The following is a 20,113-nucleotide window of genomic DNA, read 5'->3' as shown; positions in this document are numbered from 1 at the left end:
TTCCCTGCGGCAGGGGAATCAAAATATTTTTCAAAAAGTATTATCCCTTCCGCCGCCCAGCTACGTCATGGAGGCATGGACGCTTGCGCTAACGCCAGGCTCCGTTCCCTTCTCTCTAGCCAGGAAACCATTGCCATGACCAAGTTTCACACTGCCCAGCGCCCAGTCCTCACGTCCACGCTGGGCAGCCGCTTGCGGCTCACGCCGCTCGCTTACGCATTGACCACCATGCTGATGGCGGGCGCCTTCAGCACGCCGGCCCGCGCGCAGCAGGCGTTCAGCGGCGGCTGGTTCGCGGCCAAGGGCGCGGCGCAAAATACGGCGGCCAGCTCCGGCCGCTTGCCGAATGGCCAGCCGCTGCCCCTGGGCAGCCGTCCAGAGGGCCAGCAACAGCAGGCGAACCAGCAGTTGCAGCGCTCGCTCAACAACCTGAACCTGGCCGCGCGCGCCATCGCCGCGCAGCAAGCGGCCCAGGCGCAGGCGCGCCAGGCGGCAGCCGGCGCACCTGGCACACTCGGCGCGCCCGATGGTCTCGTACAAGGCGGCCTGCAAGTCGACACCAACAGCCTGACGGCCGGCTGGCTCAACGCCCAGGCGCCCGTGCAGACGGTAGCGGCGGGCAAGACGGCCGTGCTGGTGCAGCAGACGGCGGACAAGGCTGTCCTGAACTGGGAAACGTTTAATGTGGGCAAGGACACGACTCTGACCTTCCAGCAGCAGAAGGACTGGGCCGTGCTGAACCGGGTCAACGATCCGCAAGCGCGGCCCAGCCAGATCCAGGGCCAGATCAAGGCCGACGGCACCGTGCTGCTGGTCAACCGCAACGGCATCGTGTTCAGCGGCACGAGCCAGGTCGACACGCGCAGCCTGGTGGCGGCCGCGGCCCGCATCAGCGATACGCAATTCCAGAAGAATGGCATCTACAGTCCCGGCACGGCCGGCGCCGCGACGTTTACCGATGCGGACGGCAAGGTGCTGGTGCAGACGGGCGCGCGCCTGGCCAGCAATGCGCCCAAGGGCAGCACGGAAGGCGGCGGTTACGTGATGCTGCTGGGCAAAGAGGTCCACAATGCTGGCGAGATCAATACGCCGAAAGGCCAGGCCCTGCTGGCCGCCGGCGACAGTTTTACCATCAAGAAGGGCGTGGGCACGGACGGCAACCCGCTGTCGACCACGCGCGGCAGCGAAGTCACGCCGCAATTCGCGGCCGCCAGCACTGCGGGCAAGGTCGTCAACACGGGCCTGATCCAGGCGCGCGAAGGCGACATCACCCTGGCCGGGCGCGACGTAAGGCAGGATGGCGTGCTGCTCGCGTCCACCACGGCGGCCACGCGAGGCACGATCCACCTCAACGCCCTGGGCGGCGATGCGGCCGTGACCCTGGGACGCGGCGCCACCACGGCCATCGTCGTCGAGGACGACGGCAAGACGATGGCGCTCGACAGCCAGCGCGACGCCATGCGCGGCCCGGCCGTGACGACGGAGCAGAATATCTCGCTCGTCAACGACCGCCGCGACCAGTCGCGCATCGAGATCGGCAGCGCCGGCACGGTGGAATTCCTCGGCGGCTCGCTGACCCTGGCCACGGGCGGACAGCTCGCCGTCAACGCCGGCAGCCGCAGCCTCGTGCGCGATGGCGCCCAGCTCGACGTTTCCGGCGCCGTGGGCGTGAAAGTGGCGATGTCTGCGAACAATGTCGAGATCAACGTGCAGGGCAACGAGCAGCGCGACGCGCCCGTCAACCGCGACGGCAAGGCCCTGATCAACAGCAGCATCTGGGTCGACCGCCGCAAGCTCGTGTTCGTACCGAAAGGCACGAACGGCTACGACAGCGACCGCTGGTACACGGCCGGCGGCTTGCTGGAAGTGGCCGGTTATTTGGGCACGCAAGGCCATTCCGTCAGCGAATGGATGGCGCAGGGCGGCACGGTGAGTTTTGGCGGCAAGGATGTCGTCACGCAGCTTGGCTCCAGCATCAACCTGTCGGGCGGCACCCTGGACGTGCAAACGGGCGCCGTGCGCCAGACCTGGCTCAAAGGCGCGGACGGCAAGCTGCACGAGGCGGGCAGTGCGCCCGGCGACTTGCAGTATCTGGGCGTCTACAAGGGTTACGAGGAGGAACACGCGCGCTGGGGCAAGGATGCCAGCGCCTTCTACGCCAATCCCCTGATCGCCGCGCAACAGCGGCTGGAAAACGGCTACACGGCGGGGCGTGACGCGGGCAAGCTGGTGGTCGGCACGGGGTCGGCCGTGCTGGAAGGGGGCATCGCCGGCGACGTCTTCCAGGGCGAACGCCAGGTACAGGCGCCGCAAGCGCTGCTCGACGGCTACCAGCAGTCGCAGTTCGCCGCCGCGCAGCGGGGACAGTTGATCGTTGGTCAGTATCAGCCCATGTTCGACAAGCGCACGGGCGTGCTGCAGCATGCCTTGTCGGCCGTCATGGACGAGGTGCGCCTGACGCGCGTGCAGGACGGCATCGCGGCCGGCCTCGACGTGACAGGCATGCTGGACGTTGAACGCCAGGGCAAGCTGCTGCTCGACACGGGCTTGCTGAACAGCCAGCCACTGGGCGCCATCCGCATCGCGGCCAAGGGCGCGGTCACCGTCGACAGCGCGCTGCAGGTGGCCGATGGCGGCAACATCACCCTGTTCGGCAATGACGTGGCCATCAACGCCAACCTGCGCAGCCATGGCGGCAGCATCATGGCCGGCAATGTGCTGAACCAGATCGGCGCGCTTGGCATGAGCGACACCGTCGTCATCCCGGGCGGGTCCGTGGGCAAGCTGGTGCTGGCTGATGGCGTCAGTCTCGACACCAGCGGCTTGCTCAGCAATGTGCTGCGCGACCCGCTGGCCACCGCTGGCTTGCCCTACATGAATGGCGGCAATGTCTCGTTGCGGGCGAGCGGCGACGTGCGCATCGGCAATGGCAGCCTGATCGACGTGAGCTCGGGCGCGGCCATCCTGTCGCAGGCGAAGCAGCAGGGCGGCAAGGGCGGCAACGTGAGCCTGGCCAGCTATGGGCCGAAGGCCGACCTGGTGCTGGGCGAGGGCGCGCAAGTGCGCGGCCATGGCGTGGCGGGCGGCGGCAAGCTGGAATTGCAGGCGAACAATATCGTGATCGGCCAGGCCGAGACGGAACAGAAAGGCGCCCTGCAACTGGACGGCGGCTTCTTCGACAAGGGGTTTTCCAGCTACAGCCTGGTCGGCAAGCAGGGCGTGGCGGTGGCGGAGGGCACGCAGGTCGACGTGCGCATGCCCGTGCTGCGCGTGGTGGACAACGAGAAACTGGCCGTATGGACGCCGGAGCAGTACACGGAAAACGCGCTCAAGGGCACCTTGACCCAGCGCAAGGGCGCCAGCCTGGCCTTGCAGGTGGGCGATATCGAGTCCGATGCGGCCGGCATGGCCAGCGCCGAACTGCTGGTGGGCAAGGGTGCCGTGGTGAGCGTTGATGCGGGCCAGTCCATCAAGCTGTCCAGCGTGGGCCAGCTGACGGTGGATGGCCGCTTGAACGCCTGGGGCGGCAAGATCAGCCTGGGCGGCGTGGGCGTCGGCGTCAGTGTGTCCGAAGCCGTGGAAGCGGCCGGCCATGGCCGTTCCCTGTGGATAGGCGAGAATGCCGTGCTCGACGTCGCGTCGCGCGCCGTCACGGCTGTGGATGCGCAGGGCCGGCGCTACGGCAAGGTGGTCGATGGCGGCAGCATCGTCGTCGGCGGCGAGATCGACCATGCGCACGGCAGCACGTCGGCGGCCAGCCTGTTTGTTGTCGTGCGCGATGGTGCCGTGCTCGACGCTTCGGGCGCGCATGTCGTGCTCGACGTGAACGGTATGAATGGCGCGGCCGTCGACGTCGCCAGCGCGGGCGGCAGCATCGCGCTGGCGTCGAACAACGGCTTGTACCTCGATGGCCAGCTGCTGGCCAGGGCCGGCGGGGCGGGCGCGGCGGGCGGCAGCCTGTCCGTGGCCACGGGTTCGCCCGAATACCTGAAAGTGCTGGCGACGGACAAGGTGCTGCAGGGGCGCCAGCTGGCGCTGACGCAACGCCAGGGCGCCAGCGACCTGGCCGACAACGTGCGCGCACGGGACGCGGCGGCAACGCTGCAGTACGGCCACGGCCGGTTTTCCGTGGAGCAGGTGGAAGCGGGCGGCTTCGGCAGCCTGGCCCTGCTGGGTGCCGCCTCCTTCGATGGCGACGTGTCGCTGCATCTGCAGCAAAGCTTCCAGCTGTACGGCGCGCCCGTGCTGACACCAGGCAGCAAGCCCGGCGCGAAGGTCGGCATCGCGGCGCCGTACGTGCGCCTGGCCAGCGTCAAGCCGGTCGGACGCGATTTCTATGTCACGCCAGGCACGGCGGGCGAGTCGCCGGTCGCCGGCCAGGTCAGCATGGCGGGCGACCTGATCGACGTGCGCGGCCTGGTCAATATCGTTGCCGACGACGTGCGCCTGAGCAGCCGCGGCGACTTGCGTTTCCTGCTGTCCCCGCTGGGCTGGGGCGGCGCGGAGGCGACGACGGTGCTGTCCTCGCCGGGCGACATGACCCTCAGCGCGGCCCAGCTGTACCCGGACACGGGCGCCGGCGCCGCCGTACGCGTCGGCTACGGCCGCACCGATGGAAAGTTCGGTTACGACCCGGCGCGCAGCCTGCGCATCGCTCGCACGACCGATGGCGTGCCGGCCATGCCGTATTCCGCCTTCGGCTCGCTGGAACTGGAGGCTGCGCACATCGAGCAGGGCGGCGTGGTGCGCGCACCGCTGGGCCGCCTGGCGATCGGCGCGGCCCGCTATGACAATGACAAGAGCTTGACTGTCAATCTGCTGGCCAACAGCATCAGCTCCGTCAGTGGCGCCGGCCTGGTCATGCCGTATGGCGGCACGGTCGATGGCCAGAGCTGGAACGTGGATGGCAAGCTGGCCGCCTTCATGGGCGTGGGCGGCTTCAATGCGCAGGGTGGCTTGCGCGTCGGCGTGGAAATGGCCGGCGTGGCCGTGAACGTGCAGCCGGGCGCGCTGCTCGACCTGTCCGGCGGCGGCGAACTGACGGGCGCCGGCTTCATCGCGGGCCGCGGCGGTTCCACCGATGCGCGCACTCACCCGCTGGTGCAGGTGGGGGCGAACGGCGGTTTTGTCTTGCCTGGCCTGGCGACGAATCCCGTGTACGCCATCGTGCCTGGTGTGCAGGCGCCGCAAGGGCCTTCGGGCGCCGCCGATGCCGTCATTGGCCGGCAGGTGACGATAGGCAGCGGCGTGCCGGGCCTGGCGGCCGGCACCTATACCCTGATGCCGTCGACCTACGCCTTGCTGCCGGGCGCCTTCCGCGTGGAGCTGAACGGCCTGGCGGGCCAGGGCGGCGCCGGCTCGCTGGCGCAGCCGCTGCGCAACGGTTCCTGGGCCGCGCCCGGTACCCTGTCGATCGCCGGCACGGACATCCGCGCGCCGCTGGCCAGCCAGCTGATACTCACGCCGGCCAAAGTCTTGCGCACGTATTCCCAGTACAACGAAATGGGCTATGCCGCGTTTGCCCTGGCCGATGCGCAAACGCGCGGCATTCCCCGCGCGATGCTGCCGTCCGATGCGAAAACGCTCAAGCTGACCATGGCGCCCGGCGGCGGCCTCGAGACGTTCCAGTTCCAGGGTGCCGGCAAATTCGCGGCGGCCGAGGGCGGCTATGGCGGCACCGTGGTGCTGATGTCGAACGATAGCTCGACTGGCGAAATTGAAATTCTCGCCGACGGCGCGCCAGCCAGCGGCGGCGCAAAACAGGTCAGCATACGGGCTTCAAGCCTGAACAATATCGGCGCGGCCCGCATCGTGGTGGGCAATTCGCCCACGGTGGAATATGGCCAGGGCGGCAATTACGTGAACTTCGGCGTCCAGTCGGCGCGCGCCATCTATCTGCGCGCCGGCGCCGTCCTGTCGGCGCCCGAAGTGTTCCTGGTCGCCCAGGATCCGAGCAACGTGCAATTGGGCAATGGCGTGATCGATATCGCGGCCGGCGCCGGCATCAACACCCTGGGCCGCGGCAAGGCCGCGTACGACGCCAATGATGGCTTCATCTACCAGAGCCGCCCGGACGTGCACGTGCTGGCCGCGTCGAACGGCTTGCTCAATGTGGCGCCCGTCAGCGGCACGACGCGCGGCGGCATCCGCATCGGCATGTGCGCCGCCGCTTGCGCCGGCACAGGCACGGGTACAGCGAGCCTGTACTCGGAAGGCACCTTGCTGCTGGCGACCAGCGGCAGCTTCCAGCTCGACGACACGGCCCGCTACGGCACGCGCAACCTGAGCCTGGCCGTGGGCGCCATCAATATCGGTTCGAACGAGGCGCTGGCGGCGGCCCAGTCCGGCGGCACGCGTCCCGCTGGACTGACCCTGAACCAGGGCCTGCTGGACCGATTGCTGCGCGGCGACACCAGCACGGGCGCGCCAGCGCTGCAGGCGCTGATGCTGAACGCGGCCGACAGCGTCAATTTCTATGGCGACGTGGTGCTCGACACCTACGACAAGACGAGCGGAAAATCGAACCTGGAGCGCCTGGTGCTGACCACGCCGGCCATGTATGGCCAGGGCGAGGCCGGCACGGTGGCCACCATCCGCACGGCCAATCTGATCTGGGGAGGCGCCCTGTCGGCGCCCGGCAACGTGATTGCGCGCGGCGCCGGCACGGGCAGCGGCACCTTGAATCTGGAAGCGGAACGCATCGATTTCGGTTTCGGCCCGTTCACGCAGCCGGCCGGCGTCGCCACCTTCGACCGCCTGGCGCTGGGTTTTGGCACCGTCAACCTGAAAGCGTCGGGCCAGGTCACGGCCAACCACAAGGGCAGCCTGTCCGTCCACCAGGCGCAGGGCGCGTATGAGGCGGGCAAGGGTTTCCAGTACAGCGGCGGCAACCTGAACATCGTCACGCCGCTGCTGACGGGCGACGCCGGTTCGTCGCACAGCTATACGGCCGGCGGCGCGCTGGCCGTGACGGCGCCAGCCGGCGCGCCAGCCCCTTTCGCCAAAACTAACGCTGCGCTGGGCGCCCAGCTGGCCTTGAACGGCGACAGCGTGAACGTGGCCACGGCCGTGGTGCTGCCCAGCGGCAAGCTCACGATCAGCGCGCAGCACGACATCACCGTGGCCGACGCTGCGCGCATCGACATGGCGGGCCGCAAGAGCACCTTCTTCGACGTGGATAAATACAGCTGGGGCGGTGACGTGGTCCTGGACAGCCGCGCCGGCGATATCCGCGCAGCTGCCGGCAGCGTGATCGACCTGTCGGCCGAGAACAACCGCGCCGGCAGCCTGAAGGCCGTGGCCCTCGATGGCGCGGCCGGCATGGTGGAGCTGCAAGGCAAGATATTGGGCGGCGCCAGCGGCAGCTACGACGCGGGCGGCACCGTGGTGCCGTACAAGTTGGGCAGCGTGGATGTGCGCGCGCGCACCCTGGGCGTAGGCGGCACCCTGGACGGCCAGTTCGCCGCGCTCAACACGCGCCTGAACGAGGGCGGCGTGACGGGCGCGCGCAGCTTCCAGCTGAAACAGGGCGACTTGACCATCGGCAATGAACTGAAGGCGGGCGACGTGCAGGTGGCCGTCGACAATGGCCGCCTGACGGTGGCCGGCGTGATCGATGCCAGCGGCGAGCGCGTGGGCAGCATCCGCCTGGCCGGCAAGCATGGCGTCACCCTGGCCAACAACGCCGTGCTCGACGCGCATGGCACCGTTCTGCGCGTCGACAGCTATGGCAAGATCATCGACAGCCCGAACCGGGCCATGGTGGAACTGAACGGGGGCGAAGGCGTGCTGGACCTGGCCGGCGGCGCGCAGATCGACGTGCGCCACGGCACGGCGGCCGTGCTTGGGAAGGGCAAGGGCGAACACGACGGCGCCGCGCGCGGCACGGTGGAATTGATGGCGCCGCGCCTGGGCAGCGGCGGTTCCCGCACGGACGCAGACGCGGCCACCTTTGGCGATATCGCCATCGCCACCGGCAGCGGTTTTACCGTGCGCGGCGCGAAATCGATCGCCATCAATGCCATGCAGCGCTATGACGATGCGGCTTATGCCACGGACCTGTCGGCCATCGGCCGCCCGTACCAGGTGGTCAACCAGGCATACCTCGACAGCAAGCATGCGGACAGCACGGCCTTTATCGATGCGGCGCTGGCCAACACGAACTTGCGCAATGGCAAGCTGGCGGGCTTGAACACGGCCGCGTATGCCGAGGCGCTGCACTTGCGTCCCGGCGTCGATATCGTCAGCAAGACGCCAGACGGCGACCTGGTGGTGCAGGGCGACCTGGATCTGTCGGGCATGCGCTACGCCAGCCTGAACCCGCGTTTTCAAGTGACGAATGCGCGCGGCTCGGGCGAGGTGGGCAGCCTGCTGCTGCGCGCCGGCGGCGATTTGAATATCTATGGCAGCATCAATGACGGCTTCGCGCCGCCGCCGTCCACGCAGGACGACAAGGGCTGGTTGTTGCTGCCGGGGCGAGACATCAACGGCAGCGACGTCATCGTGCCGGGCAAGGGCGTGACCCTGGCCGACGGCACCATCTTCCCGGGCGGCGTCACGCTCAATTACGACGTGCCCGTCAAGGCCCTGAGCTTCCGCGCCAACACGCGCCTGCCCGTGGATGTGGTACTGAACCAGAAGCTCACCGTGCCGGCCGGCACGGTACTGGCGGCCGCCGTGCGCGACAGCGCCGGCAATATCGTCCACGCGGCGGGTACCTTGCTGGCCACGGAACAGACCTTTACTGCCGGCATGCGGCTCGACGCGGGCAACGTGGTCGGGCAAATGGTCAAGGTGCGCGCCATGACCTGGCCGAAAGGCGTCGCCTTGCCGGGCTTGCTGGGCGAGCTCAACGTGGTCACGCTCAGTGGCAAGGTGGCGCTGCCCGTCGGCGCGCTGATCCCGAACGGCACCGACGTCAAGCTGTTGCCCGGCGTGGATGCCATCGAACTGCGCCCGGAAGTGGCGGGGCGCCAGGGCGCGCTGTGGGCCATCGCACCGATGCTGGCCGAAGGTTCGCAATCGTGGGGCATGCGCCTGGCGGCCGGCGCCGACCTGGACGCGGCCGACACGCGCAGCGTGCAGGCGCATCCGTCGCACGGCACCCTGCGCCTGGCCGACAGCCATTACGGCATGTATGGCGTCATGATCCCGCCGAAGGGCGTGCAGCACTGGACGCAGGCGGCGCAGGAGCTGGGCGAGCGCGAGGGCATCGTCGGCATCGTGGCGGGCGAACCGATCACCGAGGAATTCATCAGCCAGTTCGGCCAGACCGTGGCGGAGTTTTGCGCTGGCGACGCCAGCATGTGCGTGCTGAAGCTGGCCTATGTGTGGACCAAGGCCGGCGCCGAAGAATTCGCCGACCCCAGCGTGAAGGCGGGCGACGTGGTCGACCTGGCCGGCCTGGGCTGGCCCACCATGTGCGAGGAAAACCCCACCTGGTGCGGCACCTCCAACCCTAGCTTCGACAACAAGGCGTCCAGCCTGCGCCACAGCGTGCTGCGCACGGGCACGGGCGACCTGGACCTCGTCAGCGGCGGCGACTTGCGCGTGGACAGCCTGTACGGCGTGTACACGGCCGGCATGTCGTCCATGGCGACGGCGGCAGGCGACCCGTACAACCTGGCGCGCGCGCGCAATCTGGACGGCAAGGTGCTGGCCAACCCCGATGGTGCGCATGAACGCCTGGTCGATGGCGGCGCCGACAGCATTTACCGGGCATGGTATCCGGACCACGGCGGCAGTCTGCTGCTGCGGGTGGCGGGCGACTTGAGCGGTTCGCTGGTCGGCGGGTCCGCCGCCACCAACGGGCGCCCCGTCAACACGGATGGCATGAGCGATTCGGTAGCGGTGGGCAACTGGCTGTGGCGCCAGGGCAGCGGTGGCGTGGCCACGGGCGGCCCGGCCCAGCCGACGGCGTGGTGGATCAATTTCGGCAGCTACGTGGGCCGCGATACCCTGGCCGATACCGTGCTGGGCTTTACGGGCTTCGGCACCCTGGGCGGCGGCAATGTGCGCGCCGACGTGGCGGGCGATGCGGGTGTGCTGGCGCCCAAGGTTGCCACCGTGTATGACATCAACATCAATCCGCGCTCGCAGGGCTTGCTGCTGGCCGTGGGCAGCACGGGCCGCGTGCTGGCCGATGGCAGCCTGCAACTGACGGGCGGCGGCGATCTGGACCTGCGCGTGGGCGGCGCCCTCAATCCCGCCAGCCAGTCCGGTGGCGGCCACTTGAATGGCGCGCTGGTCGACTTGCGCGGCCACGTGGACGTGGCCGCAACGCAGCTGGGCAAGGTCGCGCTGCAGTACGGCACGCGCTCGACCGACCACGTGCCGCTGGAAACGCGCGCCTTCGACGCCTTCCACGCCACGCGCGCCACGCCGCAGGGCGGCATGACCCTGGTGCCCGGCGACGCCACCGTCAGCGTGGCGACCCTGGGCGACCAGGTGCTGCAGGACGTGGCCGACCCCGGCCGCGTGCCGATGTTCAACGCCGCGTCGTTCATCAGCGCGTCGGGCGAGCCGGGCGCCGGCTACAGCTGGTTCAGCCTGTGGACGCCGCGCACGGCGCTCGACCTGTTCTCCGCCGGCGGCAACATGACGCCGCTGACGGCGCCGGTCGGCACGGCCACCGACCTGGCCGTCGTCTACCCGTCCATCGTGCGGGCCGCGGCCGCGAATGGCAGCTTGTACTATGGCAAGACCATCTCGGACTGGGGTGGTGCGACCGCGTATGCCGATCCTTTGCTGCTGGCGCCGTCGGGCTACGCCCAGCTGGAGTGGCTGGCCGGCGATTCCATCTATGCGGGCGGCTATGCCGTCAGCCAGTCCGGCGCAGCCGCCGACAGCATGGCCACGCCGTTCAAGCCGGCCTTCGAAGCCTGGAATCTCAGGCCTGGCAGCCTGACGTCGGCGGGCGGCAATGTTTCGGGCTCGGGCGTGCCATCGTCGCAGTGGAACTTTCCGCTGTTCGCCTTCGGGCCCGATTCCGCCGCCGGTCCGGCCAACAGCGGCACGCAAGTGGCGCGCATCTATGCCGTGAAGGGCGATCTGATCGGCGTCAATAGCGGCCGCATGGTTGCGTTCTACGACGCCAAGCACGCGGGCATCACCTGGTACGAAGGGGCGCAACCGGTCTGGATGAGGGCGGGCCGCGATATCGTCGGCAGCGGCACGGCGCTGCTGGAAGCCATCGACGGCACGGGCGGTGGCGACATGATGTTTCGCAATTACAGCAACCTGTTCGTGCACAACAACGCGTTCGACGTGTCGGTGGTGTCTGCTGGACGCGATATCCTCGGCAGTTCCTTCAACGTGGCCGGCCCCGGCACGCTCGACATCAGCGCCGGGCGCAATATATTGATGCAGGACAAGGGCAGCGTCGTCAGCCTCGGCCCCGTCGTCGCGGGAGACAAGCGCCCGGGCGCCGGCATCGCCATGCAGGCTGGTGTGGGCGCGGCTGGCCTCGACTACCTGCGCTTCGTCAAGCCCTATCTCGACCCGGCGAACGTGGCGAAGACGGGCGTGCCGCTGGCCGACCAGGCCGGCAAGGTGGTGAAAGCGTACGACGGCGAACTGGCGAGCTGGCTCGGCGAGCGCTACGGCTTCAAGGGCACGGCCGCCGAAGCGCTGGCCTTTTATCTGGCCTTGCCCGAGCCGCAGCAGCGCGTGTTTGCCCGCAACGTGTATTTCGCGGAATTGAAGGCGGGCGGGCGCGAGTTCAACGATGCGGACAGCGCGCGCTACGGCAGCTTCCTGCGCAGCCGCAACGCCATCGCGGGCCTGGCGCCGGCCACGGCCGCGACTGGCAAGGCGATTGCCTATGCGGGCGACATCATCATGTACCGCGGCCTGTACGCCAAGCGCAACGACGGCGAGCAGCGCTGGGATTACTTCCCCCGCAGCGGCTACGTGCATACGAACTTCGGCGGCGACATCCAGATGCTGACGCCGGGCGGCAAGCAGGTGCTGGGCATCGAAGGCGAGGCGCCGCCGTCGACGTCGGGCGTCATCACCAAGGGCGGCGGCAATATCGGTCTGTTCTCGCACGGCAGCATTTTGCTGGGCCAGAGCCGCATCATGACGACGTTCGGCGGCGACATCCTCGGCTGGTCATCGACGGGCGACATCAACGCGGGGCGCGGCTCGAAGTCGACCATCGTCTACACGCCGCCCAAGCGCGTGTATGACAGCTGGGGCAACGTGACCCTGTCGTCCGACGTGCCGAGCACGGGCGCCGGCATCGCCACCCTGGCGCCGATTGCCGAAGTGCCGGCCGGCGACGTGGACCTGCTGGCTCCGCTGGGCACCATCGACGCGGGCGAGGCGGGCATCCGCGTGTCGGGCAACGTCAACCTGGCCGCGCTGACCGTGATGAACGCGGCGAATATCCAGGTCAAGGGGGAGTCCAAGGGCATGCCCACGGTGGCGTCCGTCAACGTGGCCGCCATGACGAACGCCAGCGCGGCCGCCACGCAGGCCACGGCCGCCGCCCAGGACGTGGTGCAGCGCGAGCGCGCCGCCACCCGTTCGGCGCAGCCATCGGTGTTCACGGTGCGCGTGCTGGGGTTTGGCAATGACGCGCCGCCGGACAGCGCGCAAGCGGCGCCGCAGGATGGCGCGCGCATCGAGGCGGCCGACTACAACCCGCGCAGCGCCGTGCGCGTGCTGGGCCTGGGCCCGCTGCCGGAATCGGCCACGCGCCAGCTGACGGCGCAAGAGCGCAGCAGGTTGTCGCCATGATGGCCGGCCTGGTGAGTATGACGGCTGCCTTGCCCTTGCGCATGACGGGCATGGCTTGGTACCGCCCGGCCATCCGCCCCCGGCAGCAGGCGGCGAACGACGTGGCGCCAGGACAGGGCAGCCAGCTGCAGGCGGTGCTGGAGGGCAATTACGCGGCCCTGCACCGGCGCCTGGCGCGCCACCTGGGCTGCGCCGAGCTGGCCAGCGACAGCCTGCACGACGCCTGGCTGCGCCTGGGCAGGCTGGCGGCCTCGGACGCGGACGGAGCTGCGCTGGCGCACAGCCCCGTCGCCTATGTGTTCCGCGTGGCGTGCAATGCTGCCATGGACAGCCTGCGCCGCAACCGCGCCTGGCTGTATGCGGACGACGGCGATGGGAGTGGGGCAGGCCTCGTCGATTCCCTCGCCGATACGGCGGCGGGGCCGGAACGCCTGGCCGAGCTGCAGGCCGACGTGCGTCGGCTGGCGCTGGCTGTCGATTTGCTGCCGCGGCGCCACCGGCAAGTGCTCGAAGCGCTGCGCGTGGACGAGCTGACCCGCCAGGAAGTGGCTGAACGGCACGGCATGTCCTTGCGTAATGTCGATACGGCCTTGCGCCAGGCGCTCGACCATTGCGCCCGCCACACGGGCTACGCGGCGCAGGGCGGCGTCGGCACGACCCGGCGCGGCCTCAGGCTGAACGTTCGTTTGCGTACAGACGCGTAGGAATCGGGCCGTCAGACTGGTGCTTCGGGCCTGCATGCGCCCACCCAGCCAGTCCACAGCCAGGAGGAAGCGCGAGATGACAGAGTCCCATCACATCAATGCCGGCAGGCGCGGCTTGCTGATCGCCGGTGCACTGTCGGCCACGGCGGCGGCCGTGCCCAGTGTGGCAGGCGCGGCGGGGGCGGTGAATACGGCCACTAAAGCCGGTGTTTCTCCGCCACCCGTGCTGATGAAGGTCAGCCTCGACGTCAACGGCCGGCGCCACAGCCTGGAACTCGACACGCGCACCACCTTGCTCGACGCCTTGCGCGAACACCTGCAGCTGACGGGCACCAAGAAGGGCTGCGACCACGGCCAGTGCGGCGCCTGCACCGTCATGCTCGACGGCCAGCGCATCAATGCCTGTCTGACTCTTGCCGTAATGCATGATGGCGCCAAGGTCACCACCATCGAGGGGCTGGGCACACCCGAGAAGCTGCACCCGATGCAGGCCGCCTTCATCGCCCACGACGGTTATCAATGCGGCTATTGCACGCCGGGGCAGATCTGCTCGGCCGTCGCCGCGCTGGGAGAGATACGCCAGGGCATCCCCAGTCACGTCAGCGCGGACTTGAACGCGGTCCCGCAGGCAACGCCGGAAGAGCTGCGCGAACGCATGAGCGGCAACATCTGCCGCTGCGGCGCCTACTCCAACATCATCGAGGCCATCACCGAGGTGGCGGGGAGGCCGGCATGAGAGTGTTCAGCTACCAGAAGGCCACTTCACCGGCCGAAGCGGCGGCGGCCGCCGTGAACACGCCGGGCGCTCGCTTCATCGCGGGCGGGACGAATCTGCTCGACCTGATGAAGCTGGAAATCGAAACGCCGGCACACTTGATCGACGTCAATGGCCTCGCGCTGGATACGGTGGAAGCAACAAAGGATGGCGGCTTGCGCATCGGCGCCCTCGTGCGCAACACGGCGCTGGCCGCGCACGCCGCCGTGCGGCGCGATTATGGCGTGTTGTCGCGCGCCTTGCTGGCCGGCGCCTCGGCGCAATTGCGCAACAAGGCGACGACGGCGGGCAACCTCTTGCAGCGCACGCGCTGCCCGTATTTCTATGACACGAACCAGGCTTGCAACAAGCGCGTGCCGGGCAGCGGCTGCTCGGCCATAGTCGGCTTCAGCCGGCCGCTGGCGATTCTGGGCGGCAGCGATGCCTGCATCGCCACGCACCCGAGCGACATGGCCGTGGCCATGCGCGTGCTTGATGCCAGTATCGACACGGTGCGTGCCGACGGCAGCACGCGCAGCATCCCCATCGCCGACTTTTACCGCTTGCCGGGCAATACGCCGCACGTGGAAACCGTGCTGCAGCCCGGCGAACTGATCACCAGCGTCACCTTGCCCCCGCCCGTTGGCGGCACGCACCTCTACCGCAAGGTGCGCGACCGGGCCTCGTACGCGTTCGCGCTCGTGTCCGTGGCGGCCATCATCTTGCCGGACGGCACGGGCAGACTGGCCTTGGGCGGCGTCGCGCCGCAGCCATGGCGCGTGGCCGCCGCAGAGCAGGCCATGCCCGAGGGTGCCGCCGCCGTGAGCGAACGCCTGCTGGCCGGCGCCCATCCCACTGACGACAATGGCTTCAAGGTGACCCTGGCGCAGCGCACGATTGCCTCGGTGCTGGCGCAAGCACAAGCGAAGAAAGGCTAGGGCCATGAAATTTTCGACACCGGCGACCACCAATCCCATTGACCAGCTGAAAATCGTGGGCCGCCCCACGGACCGCATCGACGGCCCCCTGAAAACCACGGGCACGGCGCCGTATGCGTATGAGCAGAACAAGGCCGCGCCGCATGCGGCCTACGGCCATGTCGTCGGCGCGGCCATCGCCAAGGGGCGCATTGCTTCGATCGACACGAGCGCCGCGCGGCGCGCGCCGGGCGTGCTGGCCGTGGTGACGGCCGAGTCGGCTGGCAAGCTGGGCAAAGGCAAGATGAACACGGCAAAGCTGCTGGGCGGGCCGGACATTGAACATTACCACCAGGCCATCGCGCTGGTGGTGGCGGAAACCTTCGAGCAAGCCCGCTCGGCCGCGCAGCTGCTCGACGTCAAGTATGTCGAGCAGACGGGCGTGTTCGACCTGGCCAAGGCCAAGGGCGGCGCCACCAAGCCGAAAGATGGCAAGCCCGACAGCAAGACGGGGAACTTCGCCGGCGCCTATGCCCATGCTCCCGTGCGCCTGGACGCCAGCTACACGACGCCCGACCAGTCGCACGCGATGATGGAGCCGCACGCCTCGATTGCCGCCTGGGAAGGCGACAAGGTGACGGTGTGGACGGCGAACCAGATGGTGGACTGGGGCCGCGGCGATCTGGCGCGCACTTTGGGGATACCGAAAGACAAGGTGCGCATCGTTTCGCCGTATATCGGCGGCGGCTTCGGCGGCAAGCTGTTCGTGCGCGCGGAGGCCTTGCTGGCGGCCCTGGGCGCGCGCGCGGCCCAGCGTCCCGTCAAGGTCGCCCTGGCGCGGCCCCTGATGATCAATAACACGACGCACCGGCCCGCCACCATCCAGCGCCTGCGCATCGGCGCCACGCGCGACGGCAAGATCACGGCCATCGGCCATGAATCGTGGTCCGGCGACTTGAAAGGGGGCCAGCCGGAAACGGCCGTGATGCAGACGCGGCTGCTGTATGCGGGACCGAACCGCATGACGGCCATGCGCCTGGCCGTGCTCGACTTGCCGGAAGGCAATGCCATGCGCGCGCCGGGCGAAGCGCCGGGGATGATGGCGCTGGAAATCGCCATGGACGAGATGGCGGACAAGCTGAAAATGGACCCCATCGTTTTCCGCATCCTGAACGACACGAAAGTGGACCCGGAAAAGCCGAGCAGGCCGTTTTCCCAGCGCCGCCTGATCGACTGCCTGCGCACGGGCGCCGTGGAATTCGGCTGGAAAGAACGGCAAAGCCAGCCCGGCATGCGGCGAGACGGCCGCTGGCTCGTGGGCATGGGCGTGGCCGCCGCCTTCCGCAACAACCTCGTCATGCAGTCCGCCGCCCGCGTGCGCCTGGACGGCAACGGCATCGTGACGGTGGAAACGGACATGACGGACATCGGTACGGGCAGTTACACCATCATTGCGCAGACGGCGGCGGAAATGCTGGGCGTGACCTTGAACAAGGTGGTCGTGCGCCTGGGCGATTCGGATTTTCCCGTCTCGGCCGGTTCGGGCGGACAGTGGGGCGGCAACAGCTCGACGGCTGGCGTGTACGCGGCCTGCGTGCGCCTGCGCCAGGCCATCGCCGTCAAGCTGGGCTTCGATGAGAAAGAGGCGCGCTTTTCCGATGGGCAGGTCAGCCAGGGCGAGCGCAGCGTGCCGCTCGCTGCCGCCGCCTACCATGGCGACGTCGTCGCGGAAGACCACATGGAATACGGCGACCTCGATAAAAAGTTCCAGCAATCGACGTTCGGCGCCCATTTCGTCGAAGTGGGCGTGGACGGCGACACGGGCGAAGTGCGCGTGCGCCGCATGCTGGCCGTGTGCGCGGCCGGGCGCATTTTGAACCCGAAAGCGGCGCGCAGCCAGGTGATCGGTGCCATGACCATGGGCGTGGGCGCGGCCCTGATGGAAGAACTGGTGGTCGACCAGCGCCGCGGCTTCTTCGTCAACCACGACCTGGCCAGCTACGAAGTGCCCGTGCACGCCGACATCCCGCACCAGGACGTCATCTTCCTCGATGAAACGGACCCCACGTCCTCGCCCATGAAAGCCAAGGGCGTGGGCGAGCTGGGCATCTGCGGCGTGGCGGCGGCCATCGCCAATGCCGTCTACAACGCGACGGGGGTGCGCGTGCGCGACTATCCGCTGACCCTCGACAAGCTGCTGCGGGGGCTGCCCGTGATGAGCTGACACCTTCCTTGCGCGCGTGACAATGCGTGTATTTTTGGTAATTTTCAAGTGCTATGCTCGGAACGCATGTTGCGGGGAAAATTTCCGGCCCGCAAGGCCATGCCGCCAGGAGAATGCATGAACAGCTCATCAATGCCGCCGCGGATACTGATCGTCGATGACGAACTGGCGCATGTGCGCGCGCTGTGCGACACCTTGCGCGGCCAGGCATACGACACGACGGGGCTCGCTTCGGGCGAGACGGCGCTGTCGTTGCTGGCCGTCGAATCGTTCGACCTGCTGCTGGTCGACCTGATGATGCCGGGCATGAACGGCATCGCCGTGGTGGAAGCGGCGCGCAAGATCGATCCCGACCTGGCCTGCATCATCATGACGGGCGAAGGCACGATCGCCTCGGCCGTGCAGGCCATGAAGGCGGGGGCGCTCGATTACGTCGTCAAGCCGTTCAAGGTGTCGGGCATCCTGCTGATACTGGCGCGGGCGCTGGAGACGCGCCAGCTGCGCATCGCCAATGCGCGCCTGGAACTGCTGCTGCGCCAGCATACGGCCGAACTCGACGCCATGAACAAGGATTTGCAGCTGGCCCGCGAAGTGGCCGAGCGGGCAAACCAGGAAAAGACCAATTTTCTGTCCAGCATGAGCCACGAGCTGCGCACGCCGCTCAACGCCATCATGGGCTTTTCGCAGATGCTGATGTCCGATTCCATCCCCTCGACGGCGCAGGAAAAGAAAACCTTTGCCTCGCACATCTTCGGCGCCGGCCGGCATTTGCTGACTCTGATCAACGACATCCTCGACATCGCCAAGATCGAGTCGGGCAATATGTCGCTGTCGATGGAACCCGTGAGCCTGGCCGACATCTACCACGAATGCTGGCAAATGATGGAACCGCTGGCGCACAAGCGCGGCATCACCCTGACGTTCGTCGAAGCGGGCGGCGTGCATGTGCTGGCCGACCGCACGCGCCTCAAGCAGGTGCTGATCAACCTGTTGTCGAACGCCGTCAAGTACAACCGCGAACAGGGCGAGATCCACGTCGATTGCCAGCCCGTTGACGCGCGCCAGCTGCGCCTGTCCGTGCGCGACACGGGCGGCGGCATGAGCGCGGCGCAGCTGGAGGCGCTGTTCCAGCCCTTCAACCGCCTGGGACGCGATGCGCGCGACGAGGAGGGCACGGGACTGGGGCTGGTGGTCAGCAAGCGCCTGGCCGAAGCCATGCAGGCCAGGCTGGGCGTAGCCAGCACACCCGGGCGCGGCAGCACCTTCTGGCTCGATATCGCCAGTTGCCCGGCGCGCCAGCCGCCGCAGGAAAGTGCGCGCCTGTCCGTCATCGCCCGGCCCGCCGAAGCGGTACGGCTGCCTGACCGCAAGACGCTGCTGTATGTGGAAGACAATCCCCTGAATGTGACCCTGGTGGCGGGTTTGATTCATTTCCGCCCCGATCTCGACCTGCTGTCGGCCGGTGACGGCCAGACGGGCCTGGACATGGCGCGCCGCCACCTGCCGCAGCTGATACTGATGGATAGCGACCTGCCCGACATCAGCGGCACGCAAGTCATGCAGCTGCTGCGTGCCGATGCCCGCACCGCGCATATTCCCGTCATCGCCCTGACGGCCTTGGCCGGGCCCGGCGATATCCGCCAGGGGCTGGCGGCGGGCTTTTACCGCTATCTCACCAAGCCGATCGACGTAACGGCGTTTTCCGAAGCCGTCAACAGCGCGCTGGAGTCGGCCACGGCGCAGTGCAGCGCATGAGCGGCCGGGCGCTCAGGCTGGCAGCCATCGCGCTGTTGCTGGCGCTGGTTGCCGTGGCCATCTGGCAGCTCAATGCCCGTCCCGCCGCGCCGCCCGGCCCCGTGGAAGTGCTGCGCCTGGCCGTGAATGCGGATTACGTGGGCAGCTGCCCCGTCCTGGCCGCGCACGGACAGGGGCATTTCGCGCGCGAAGGCATCGACGCGCGGCTGCAGCCGTACTCGTCGGGCAAGGCGTCGATGGAAGCCGTGTTGCAGGGCAAGGCCGACCTGGGCACGGTTTCCGATATTCCCGTCGTGCTGGCCAGCCTGCGGAACCAGTCCGTCGTCATCATCGCCAGCATCTTCGAGGCCGAGCGCGACCACGGTATCGTGGGGCGCCTGGACCGCGGCGTATCCACGCCCGCCAGCCTGAAGGGCAAGCGCATCGGCGTGACCCTGGGCACCTCCGGCCAGTTTACGCTGGACGCCTTTTTGAACCGCCAGAAGCTGCTGCCCGCCGAAGTCACCTTGCGCAACTACGCGCCCGAGCAGCTGGCCGGAGCGCTGGCGCGGGGCGAGATCGATGCGGCGGCCGGCTGGGAACCGTTTCTGACGGGCATGACGCATGCCATCGCGGGCAAGGCGGCCATCTTCTATGGCGAGGATGTCTATGCGGGCCTGTTCAACGTGGCCGGCACGGGCGACTATGTGCGCAGCCACCCGGCCACGGTGCGCAAGGTGCTGCGGGCGCTGATTGCCGGCGCCCGTTTTTGCCAGGACGAGCCCGACGCCGCACGCGCCCTGTTTGCCAAGGCATCGGCCAGCGAGACGGCGCGCCTGCAGGCGGCCTGGCACGGTTACCGCTTCGGCGTCGTGCTCGACCAGGGCTTGCTGCTGGCGCTGGAAGACGAGGCGCGCTGGGCCATCAGGAACCGGCTGGCCGAGCGCGGCACCATGCCGAACTTCCTCGACGCCGTCTACCTGGACGGCCTGGAAGCCGTCGCGCCATCGGCCGTGACGGTCATTCATTGAGAAGGCCA

At 68.4% G+C, this 20,113-nt stretch carries 7 protein-coding genes; all 7 read left to right on the top strand.

Annotation, left to right across the window (positions count from 1 at the left end; genetic code table 11):
- Window positions 1-135 precede the first annotated feature (135 nt).
- The 7 genes from KO538_RS20410 (at window position 136) to KO538_RS20380 (ending at window position 20,105) form a co-directional block, all read left to right on the top strand.
- Window positions 136-12,741 (top strand): filamentous haemagglutinin family protein, encoded by a 12,606-nt coding sequence (locus KO538_RS20410; protein ID WP_257620471.1) that lies wholly within the window; start codon window positions 136-138, stop codon window positions 12,739-12,741.
- Window positions 12,738-13,445, top strand: coding sequence for a sigma-70 family RNA polymerase sigma factor (locus KO538_RS20405; protein ID WP_219329473.1), 708 nt, complete (start codon window positions 12,738-12,740; stop codon window positions 13,443-13,445). Before KO538_RS20410 ends, KO538_RS20405 begins: the two co-directional genes overlap by 4 nt.
- A 76-nt stretch (window positions 13,446-13,521) precedes the next feature.
- Window positions 13,522-14,181 (top strand): aldehyde dehydrogenase iron-sulfur subunit PaoA, encoded by a 660-nt coding sequence (gene paoA, locus KO538_RS20400; protein ID WP_219329472.1) that lies wholly within the window; start codon window positions 13,522-13,524, stop codon window positions 14,179-14,181.
- Window positions 14,178-15,137, top strand: a complete 960-nt coding sequence (locus KO538_RS20395) for a xanthine dehydrogenase family protein subunit M (protein WP_219329471.1) — start codon at window positions 14,178-14,180, stop codon at window positions 15,135-15,137. Before paoA ends, KO538_RS20395 begins: the two co-directional genes overlap by 4 nt.
- A gap of 4 nt (window positions 15,138-15,141) precedes the next feature.
- A complete protein-coding gene (gene paoC, locus KO538_RS20390; protein ID WP_219329470.1) occupies window positions 15,142-17,340 on the top strand; it encodes an aldehyde oxidoreductase molybdenum-binding subunit PaoC in 2,199 nt (732 codons plus the stop codon).
- Between the two features lie 117 nt (window positions 17,341-17,457).
- Complete coding sequence (locus tag KO538_RS20385) at window positions 17,458-19,095, top strand: response regulator (RefSeq protein ID WP_257620470.1); 1,638 nt, start codon at window positions 17,458-17,460, stop codon at window positions 19,093-19,095.
- Window positions 19,092-20,105: an ABC transporter substrate-binding protein gene (locus KO538_RS20380; RefSeq protein ID WP_219329469.1), complete on the top strand. Its 1,014-nt coding sequence runs from the start codon at window positions 19,092-19,094 to the stop codon at window positions 20,103-20,105. The genes KO538_RS20385 and KO538_RS20380 overlap by 4 nt, the downstream gene beginning before the upstream one ends.
- The last annotated feature ends 8 nt before the right edge of the window (window positions 20,106-20,113 follow it).

This window comes from Janthinobacterium sp. NKUCC08_JDC, assembly GCF_019345575.1.
Classification (GTDB): Bacteria; Pseudomonadota; Gammaproteobacteria; order Burkholderiales; family Burkholderiaceae_D; genus Janthinobacterium; species Janthinobacterium aestuarii.
This window is presented reverse-complemented; position numbering and strand designations above follow the sequence as displayed.

Bases quoted from the DNA above. Each gene is read 5' to 3' on its own strand.
- KO538_RS20410 (WP_257620471.1), top strand. From the start codon at position 136: ATGACCAAGTTTCACACTGCCCAGCGCCCAGTCCTCACGTCCACGCTG.
- KO538_RS20405 (WP_219329473.1), top strand. From the start codon at position 12,738: ATGATGGCCGGCCTGGTGAGTATGACGGCTGCCTTGCCCTTGCGCATG.
- paoA (WP_219329472.1), top strand. From the start codon at position 13,522: ATGACAGAGTCCCATCACATCAATGCCGGCAGGCGCGGCTTGCTGATC.
- KO538_RS20395 (WP_219329471.1), top strand. From the start codon at position 14,178: ATGAGAGTGTTCAGCTACCAGAAGGCCACTTCACCGGCCGAAGCGGCG.
- paoC (WP_219329470.1), top strand. From the start codon at position 15,142: ATGAAATTTTCGACACCGGCGACCACCAATCCCATTGACCAGCTGAAA.
- KO538_RS20385 (WP_257620470.1), top strand. From the start codon at position 17,458: ATGAACAGCTCATCAATGCCGCCGCGGATACTGATCGTCGATGACGAA.
- KO538_RS20380 (WP_219329469.1), top strand. From the start codon at position 19,092: ATGAGCGGCCGGGCGCTCAGGCTGGCAGCCATCGCGCTGTTGCTGGCG.